The organism is Mesorhizobium sp. ESP-6-4 (genome assembly GCF_020164735.1).
Taxonomy (GTDB): domain Bacteria; phylum Pseudomonadota; class Alphaproteobacteria; order Rhizobiales; family Rhizobiaceae; genus Mesorhizobium.
Window position 1 is genome coordinate 108,862 of record NZ_JAIUGS010000015.1, and the last position, 7,516, is coordinate 116,377.

Genomic DNA, 7,516 nt, shown 5'->3' on the forward strand with positions numbered 1-7,516 from the left:
CAGAAGAGGTTTGTTCACCGTTCATTGGAGCACGGCCTCGACAGTGGCAACAAAGTCGTCGAGCGAGCGGTCTCCCCGAATCTCGATGCGCGGAAGGTCGATGGGGTCGCAATCGAGGTCCGCCGGCCCGTGTTTGCCGCCGAAGCCGATCCGATAGCCGCACTCTTTGGCCAGCCGGCCAAGCCGTCGGTCGGTGACAGAGAAGGGTGCCGCGAACGTCGTGGTTGGACGACCGGTCCACCGTTCGATGAACATACGAGAGCGCAGGAGCTCGGCGGCCAAGTCAGAACTCGACAGACCATCGATCGCGCGATGCGTCGCCAGATGACTTCCGAAGAACGCACCTTCGCCGGCGAGGCGTCGCACCGTCCCGGCGTCCATAAGCTGCGTCGGGGGACCACTGTGGGTGTCCCACTGTGCACTTTTGCCCACCAAGTCCGTCACCAGGAATACTTCCGCGGTCAGATCGTTCTTGCGCAAGGTCGGCCAGGCATGGTCGGCAAAGTTCTGGAAGCCGTCATCGAAGGTGATAAGCACTGGGCGGCCGACGAAAGAGTGACGGTTGGCAATGGACCATTCCAGCTGCTCGGACATAATCGCGTGAAAGCCATTGGCGCGCAGCCATGCCATCTGGCCTTCGAATGCGGCGGGCGTGCACCGAAAACGGGCGAGCGCGGCCGGACCATCATCGGCGACGCTGTGATACATGAGGACCGGGATACGCTGCCGCCGCTCGCTACGTGCGACGTCGCGGCGCAAGGCCCGTGCCCCGCCCCAAACGATATTTCGCGCGACCCCAATACCGATGGGCGCGCGGATCGGCACATGATCAATCATCGGTTCCGTCGCCACGTCGTCTGGTGACAGGCGGCGGAAGCGGTCTATGCGATAGAGCTCGGTCTGGATCGATTGTTCGAGGACGAGGCCTTCAGTCACTGCCAGCGTCCCCGAGATCGCTTGTGCGCCGAAAGTGTTCCAGTCGAAGCCCGTCCTTTCAACATTGTCACGGAGCACGAATGCGTGTGCGCTGATGAAACTGCCGCCAGGCGCCAACGCCTCAACAAATTTCTTGGCGATGCGCCGCAACTCGGCGAGATCATCCAGGTAGTAGAGCACTTCCGAACAGACGATCAGATCCATCCCACCTGGCAGCGTGTCCGCCGAGAAATCCAGCACACCGAACTCAACATTCGGCTGATCGCTGCATCGCGCGCGCGCCCGCCCGATGGCTATGGCGGAGATGTCAGTTGCGGTCAAATGGCCCACTCGCGGCGCCAGCTGCCGCGTGAAGTGGCCCTCCGCGCAGGCCAGCTCAAGCGCCCGTCCGATAGGACCGGCAGGCAGAATTTCGAGCTGCCGCTCATATTTTTCCTGCTCATAGGGTGAACTGTAGTTCCAGGGGTCCTCCGTCGCGAAATAACGATTCCAGAAAGACGTGCGATCATTGTCGTGGTCATCCGCGGCCCGTGGACGGCGCGGCACTGCAAGAGGCTCTGTAATTTCGGCGCTCGACCGAACCAGCCCCTGCGCTTCAGCGACCAATCGGGCGAGTTCGCCGAAGTGGCTGTCCGGATCAGACGGATGCTCCGCCATGGGCAACGACGCCTCGGCTGCAGACAGGTTTGAATCGTCGGCAACGCCGCTCTGCGAGGCCAGCTTAATCCAATGGCTCCTTGTCACTTTCCCGAGCGCGCCGAACTGCACGCGGGCCCCGATCCGGCCGTCCACCATCAGATAGGCATAAATTTGGTCGATTCCTTCCGGCAATTCTATCGAGATCGGATTTCGAGCGTCGACGCGAATTCCCAGTGTCCGTGCCAGTCTGCGCGGCGCGGCGAGATCGTCGAAGTCGAGAAGCATTTGCTCAAGGTGATACTGGACGCGGCGACCCGCAGCGGGATCGTCCCAGATCTTGCCGAATTCGATGATCAGCTCGGTGAGAGAGCCGCCGAACCTCTCCCATCTGGCAGCCAGTTGCGTTGGCACCGATAGGCTTCCTACCAAAAGGCCATCGAAGACCACCTTGGCGACCTCACGCGCCCACTTACGTCCTGCCGGGAGCGCGCGCAGGGACTGCGGGTTGATCGAGTGCGAGCCGCCGCCGCAATCCGACGCGGCGTTCCACAGTGCGAACCACGCGAGTGCCTGGGAAGCGGTGCGGCCGTTCGCCTCGATCGCTCCATTGGCGTGAGCCGATGCTGGGTGTTTGACCCTGGGATCAGGAGAAAAGCCGCGGGCGATCACGATTTCCGCATCTGCCAGCATCTGCGTCGAATTGCGGGAGAGCGAGTTGGGGCTGACGCTATAGAAAGCGAGCGGCTCGTCGACCATCACCCAACGTTTGCCTAGACGTGCGAGGCGCTGCCACAGATCCCAGTCCTCACAGGTGCGCAGCGACACATCGAAACCGCCCAACTCGACAATTGTCTCCCGGTCGACCAGCAGCGCGTGAGTGCGAATGGCACACCGGCGGGCGAAAGTTTCGAAGGGCTGGATCGCAACCTCAGTTGAGATGCTCGACGGGGTGAGTTCGCCATCGGGCATCACGCGCCGAGAACCGCAATAGGCGGCCACTGCATCGGGCGTGGTTTTCAATGCGGCCAGCATTTTCGCAAGGAAGCTGGCATCCACCCAATCGTCCGCGTCCAGAAACATGAGCCATTGGCCGCGCGCTGTCGAAATCCCGCTATTGCGCGCGCCGGCGGCGCTATACGCGCAAGACCTCAACGCCCGAAATCGGGCATCGTGCTCCACATAACCGGCAATGATAGCGGGGGTGCGGTCCGTGGAGGCGTCGTCGACGATGATCGCCTCCCAATCCACTATTTCCTGATCGAGAAGGCAATCGAGCGCGCGCGCCAGCGTTACCTCCGCGTTGTGCGCAGGAACCACGATTGAAACCAAAGGATTAGACGCCACGCCGTCCTACCCGCGCCTAGTTCGAAGGTGGAACAGGATGCGTTGGTCTTTCTCGGCGCAGGCCGTCACAATCGACGCCGATCCGTCCGTCGACCCATCATCCATCACGACTATATCCAGTACCTGGTAGGTCTTCCGGCGGATGCCGGCAAGCGTTGCGCCGATGGTGTTCTTGGCATCGAACATCGGTATCACACCGCCTGCGGTAGCATTGTCCTGGATCATCGAGCTTTCGTTTTCTTCGGCAAGAGTCGGCGAATGTCAAAAACGTGCCCGGCGCAACGGTCTAGCTCGGAACGATGAAGTCTTGCACCACAACTTCGGCTTCTTCAAGGTAGGAGTAATGGGGGACATAGACGTCGTTGCCTGCCGATTTGAGGGAAGGTTAAACCACGATGCCACTCATGAATCGACGATTGGGAGCCGGGTATCTGGCGCGCCCGGCACGACATTTCGGAGATCTGACGGCGCTGCTGGCGGTGATTGCCGGGCCGCTTGTCCTTGGGATCGCCCTCTTGTTGGCCGGTCCGGTACAGGCACAGGCGCCGGCGGCCGTCCCGCCTGAAAAGGTCAAACAGCTGTTCGAGCTTTTCGACGATCCGTCAGTGAAGGCCTGGGTGGCCGAACAGCGAAAGCAGGGCTCCGGGCCGACGGGAGCGCCTGCCGAGGCGGGAGCTTCGCCGGCCGACATATCGTCCGACCCCGCGGCCGCACCGGGCCAGATGAATACGATGGCATCCTCGACGCTCGATCGGATCAAGCATCATATCGAAAGAATTGCGCGAACCGTGCCCTTGCTGCCAGGTCAGTTCGCGCGCGTTCGCACGGAGACCATGGACGATATGTCAAGCAAGGGCTCTGCCGGCGTATTCATGCTGATTGCGATCTTCATCGCCGCCGGCGTGGCGCTCACCTGGGCAATGTACAGGCTCACCCGTCCGTTTCGTCTTTGGATCATCGCGCAGTCGAAGGATACGCCGATTGGGCGAGCCAAGAAGATTGGCGGCCGCACGCTTTATTCCAGCCTGCTGATCGTCTCGTTCGCGCTGGGCAGCGCCGGCGCGTTCATGTTGTTCGACTGGCCAATGCTTATCCGCGAGATCGTGCTGACATTTCTGATGGCTGCGGTCGTTACGGCGGGTGTGCGCATGTACCTCGCAGCCATGCTCGTCCCTTCCTTCATGAAAGTCGAGAACGCCGTCGAGGTTCGTGCTTTGCCGATCACCAACGAAACGGCCGACCATTGGTTCTATTGGCTACCCCGGATCGTCGGCGTCTTCGCCTTCTTCGGCGCGGCGTTTATCCTCTTGCCGGGTCTCGGCATCGATCGGGACGGAATGCTGGTCCTGTCAACGGGCGCCGATTTCGTACTGCTGTTGCTCTTGCTGCTTGCGGTTTGGCGTCGACCAAGAACACAGCGAGACGGTGCGCACCAAAGCGGCCACACGGCAGCGACATGGCTATTGACTGCTTATTTCGTCGTTCTGTTCCTGCTGCGCATCGCCGGCCTCAATATATTATTCTGGTTTACCTTCGCCGCATTCTTCCTGCCTTTGGCGGTCGTGCTGACGCAGCGCGGGGTCAATTTCGTCCTGCGGCCGGGTTCGGAGGATGCTGGCCGGCCTACGATCCCGGCGGTGACGATCGCTGTCATCGACCGCGGAGTCCGGATGATCTTGATCCTGGCGGCGGCTTATTTTCTCGCGCGTGTCTGGGGCCTGGACATGCAGTCGATGCGGGACAGCGATACGACGACCACGGTCGTATTGCGCGGCCTGATCAATGTCGTGGTCATTGCCCTCGCAGCCGATTTCGGCTGGTCGATCATCAAAGCTTTGATCGAACGAAAGCTGGGCATCGAAACACCGCACCCTGTGATCGGCGACGAGGACGTCCCGATCCTCGATCCGCAGCAGGCGCGGCTGCACACGCTCTTGCCTATCCTCCAGAACATTCTGCTCGCATCGATCATAGTGATGGCGGTGCTTATGATGCTCGCCTCGCTGGGTATCCAGATTGGCCCGCTGATCGCTGGCGCTGGCGTCGTCGGCGTCGCGGTGGGCTTTGGGGCACAAACCATTGTCAAGGACATCATTTCGGGCGTGTTTTTTCTGCTCGATGATGCGTTTCGTGTCGGCGAATATATTTCCTCGGGCAATTACAAGGGTACTGTGGAAAGCTTTTCGCTGCGCTCGGTGAAGTTGCGCCACCATCGTGGTCCGCTGTTCACGATACCTTTCGGTGAACTCGGGGCAGTTCAGAACCAGAGCCGTGACTGGGTTATCGACAAATTCAATATCACCGTCGGCTATGACACCGATATCGACTTCGCCCGCAAGCTAATCAAGCGGATCGGGCTCGAACTGGCGGAAGATCCCGAGTTCAAACACTGGGTGCTCGAACCGATCAAAATGCAGGGCGTACAGGAGTTCGGCGAGTATGGCATCGTATTGAGGGTCAAGGCCACAACCAGACCGGGAGGCGCCTTCAACATGAAACGCAAATTCTATGTACGTCTCCGCCAGGTCTTCAAGGAGCAGGGCATCGAACTCCCATTCCCGACCGTCCACGTCGAGGGGCTGCAGAACCCACATGGGAACGCGCCGTTGGAGATCACACCCGAGTTGAAAGTGGCCGTCGCGCAGTCGCACACCAATCGGCGCAGAAAAAAAGCCAGCACAACGGAGTAGGAAAGCTGTGACACCTGCGAGTCACAGTACAGCTTTCCGCGTATCGCCCGTGGCAGGGATACTCTTTCTTTCCGTGTCCCTCGGACCGATCATTGCCGCATTCGGTGATGTTTCGAAAGAGGCTGGAGGAGAAATGAGCCCAGTTCAAGCAGGTCGACGGCAAGTTCGTCCTGCCGGCCGCTTCAGCACCTCATGCACCCAGTTCCGGATCGAGCGCCGAGGTTGGTTCGTCGTGGACGCGGTGGGTCATGTGGACCTTGGCGAGCATCTCCAGCGCCAGCTGCTTCGCTTCCCTACCGGGAAGCCCGCGCACCTTGCGCACGGCGATCGCGACGTTCTCCGTCACCGAAAGATGCGGCCAGAGATTGGACAGCTGGAAGACCATTCCCATTTCGGCGCGCGTATAGAGAGCTGGCTTGGCGTGTCCGCCGATTGAGATCACCCGTCCGCTGTTGCTCTCGAGTTCATCCAGATAGTCGGCCCACCATTGCATCATCTTGACGCGCTCTTCCCAGTGCTCAGCCCGGGCGTAGGCTCGACGAACGTCGTTGTTCTCAATGTGGGCCAGTTGGCGCTCTATCGCATCCCGATGCCATTTTCCGCATTCGTTTAGCAGAGTTGATGCTGTTGCTCGAAAACCATGCGCGGCGCTTCCTCCTTGCCGTAGCCCATGCGGCGAAGGGCGGCGTTAAGCGTGTTGTCGGAAATCGGACGCGAAACCGATCGAACGCCAGGAAAGAGCAGCGATCCACCACCAGAGATTTCTTTAAGCGAAGTCAAGACGCTTATGGCCTGCCTTGAAAGGGGTACGCGGTGCGGCCGGCGCATTTTCATGCGTGCTTCAGGAATGATCCACATCGAGCTTTCGAAATCGAACTCTTCCCATTCTGCCGCGCGAAGTTCGCCGGGGCGGGGAAACATCAATGCCATGAGCTTCAGGGCAGCTCGGGTTGTAGGCTGTCCGTCAAACGCATCGACCGCCCTCACCAAGCCGCCGAAGGCCTTAGGATCGATGATCGCGGCACGCGGCGTGACCGTTGGAGTGATGAGTGCGCCCCTTAACGCGATCGTCGGATCAGCCTCGGCGCGTGCGGTCGCAATTGCATATCGAAACACGGTGCCGATGGTGGAGCGCAGTCGCCTCGCCGACTCATATCGACCACGAACTTCCACGCGGCGAAGGGCAGTAAGGACGGTGGCCGGATCGATCTCCCGAATGCACTTGTCACCAATTGTCGGATAGGCAAAGTCGAGCAGCCATTTGACCTTGCTAATCGTCCGGTCGGCACGTCCCTCCTTTTTCAGCTTGTCAACATATTCGTCCGCGATTGAACGGAAGGTGTCTTTTTGCGAAGTGGCCTTATGGAATCTTCGCTCCTGAGCTGGGTCGGCACCAGCCTTAAGGAGACGTTTGGCTTCATCGCGTGCTTCGCGGGCATCGGCGAGAGAGATGACCGGGTAGGTGCCGAGAGACAGCAGCTTCTGCTTTCCGTCAAATCGATAGGTAGGCGCCATAGCCTGGTTCCCGACGGCTGAATCCATAGCTGCAGCCCGCCGCCATCGGACAGTTTCTGGAGCTTGGACGCGGGCCGGGCGTTGCGGCATTTCACGTCGGAGAGAGCCATTGTGGGACCTCCTGTTTGGCGCTTCGATACCAACAGGGTCTCAGATACCAACAAAAATACCAACACCTCGCCCCGTTGGACGAAATCTGCCGAACTGCGATGAAATTCGTTCAAGCATACTCATCGTGCCGAAAAGAGGAGCAAATTCAGTGCCTTGCGGAGACTTGAGCGTTGAAGCTTTGGCGAGAGGGAATGTCGGGAGAAGTGCCCTTCCCGAGAGATGGGTGACAGTTCATTCCGGATAGATGGGTTACACTTTTGGCCCTTTGCAAGGAGAGCAAG

General features: G+C 59.9%; 3 protein-coding genes and 2 pseudogenes. 1 reads left to right on the forward strand and 4 read right to left on the reverse strand.

All coding sequences use genetic code 11. The features are described 5' to 3' along the window. Nucleotides 1-21: 21 nt before the first annotated feature. Entirely contained in the window at nt 22-2,919 is a 2,898-nt protein-coding gene (locus LB523_RS22565) for a glycosyltransferase (protein ID WP_411966490.1), read from the reverse strand. Between the two features lie 6 nt (nt 2,920-2,925). After that, nucleotides 2,926-3,144, reverse strand: coding sequence for a glycosyltransferase family 2 protein (locus tag LB523_RS22570; RefSeq protein ID WP_224607102.1), 219 nt, complete (start codon nt 3,142-3,144; stop codon nt 2,926-2,928). Between the two features lie 179 nt (nt 3,145-3,323). Between LB523_RS22570 and LB523_RS22575 the strand changes: the two genes are divergently transcribed. Continuing rightward, a complete protein-coding gene (locus LB523_RS22575; protein ID WP_224607105.1) occupies nt 3,324-5,609 on the forward strand; it encodes a mechanosensitive ion channel family protein in 2,286 nt (761 codons plus the stop codon). Between the two features lie 199 nt (nt 5,610-5,808). Here LB523_RS22575 and LB523_RS22580 read toward each other — a convergent pair. Next, a pseudogene (locus LB523_RS22580) lies at nt 5,809-6,009 on the reverse strand (ectoine/hydroxyectoine ABC transporter ATP-binding protein EhuA); the annotation flags it as partial. Between the two features lie 12 nt (nt 6,010-6,021). After that, a pseudogene (locus tag LB523_RS22585) lies at nt 6,022-7,234 on the reverse strand (tyrosine-type recombinase/integrase); the annotation flags it as partial. Between the last annotated feature and the right edge of the window lie 282 nt (nt 7,235-7,516).